1 protein-coding gene is annotated in these 834 nt (G+C 70.3%); it reads left to right on the forward strand.

Features of this window, described 5'->3' with window-relative positions; genetic code table 11:
- On the forward strand, positions 1–834 hold an 834-nt coding region (locus RM779_RS33225), incomplete at both ends, for a ketoacyl-synthetase C-terminal extension domain-containing protein (protein ID WP_311621525.1).

Below are 834 nucleotides of genomic sequence, written 5' to 3' on the forward strand. Positions count from 1 at the left end.
TGGGCGGAGGGGGTGGGGGTGTTGCTGTTGGAGCGGTTGTCGGATGCGCGGCGGAACGGTCATCGGGTGCTGGCGGTGGTGCGGGGTTCTGCGGTGAATCAGGACGGTGCGAGCAATGGGCTGACGGCGCCGAACGGCCTGGCGCAGCAGCGGGTGATTCGGGCGGCGTTGGCGAATGCGGGTGTTTCGGCGGCCGAGGTGGATGTGGTGGAGGCGCACGGCACGGGGACGACGCTGGGCGATCCGATCGAGGCGGGGGCGCTGCTGGCGACGTATGGCCAGGAGCGTGCGGCGGAACGGCCGTTGTGGCTTGGGTCGTTGAAGTCGAACATCGGGCATGCCCAGGCGGCTGCGGGTGTGGGTGGTGTGATCAAGATGGTGCAGGCGTTGCGGCATGGGGTGTTGCCGCGGACGTTGCATGTGGATGAGCCGTCGCCGCATGTGGACTGGTCGTCGGGGGATGTGCGGTTGCTGCGTGAGGAGGTGGCGTGGCCGGAGTCCGGCCGTCCCCGCCGGGCGGGCGTCTCCTCCTTCGGCGTGAGCGGCACCAACGCGCACGTCATCGTCGAATCCCCCGCGGAGGAGCCTGAGCCGGCCCCCGCCCACGCCCCTCGCCTGCCCGTGGCCCCTCTTCCGCTTTCTGGTGCGGATGAGGCCGCGCTTGACGCCATGGTGGGGCGGGTGCGTGGGTTTGTGGGGTCGGTGGGTGAGGTGTCGTTGGGTGATGTGGGGTTGTCGTTGGCGGTGGGGCGTGCGGGGTTGGGGCATCGTGCGGTGGTGTTGGGTGGGGATGAGGTGCGGGGTCGTGTGGTGGTGGGGTCTGATCGGCCGGTG

It is taken from the genome of Streptomyces johnsoniae (assembly GCF_031845565.1).
GTDB lineage: Bacteria > Actinomycetota > Actinomycetes > Streptomycetales > Streptomycetaceae > Streptomyces > Streptomyces johnsoniae.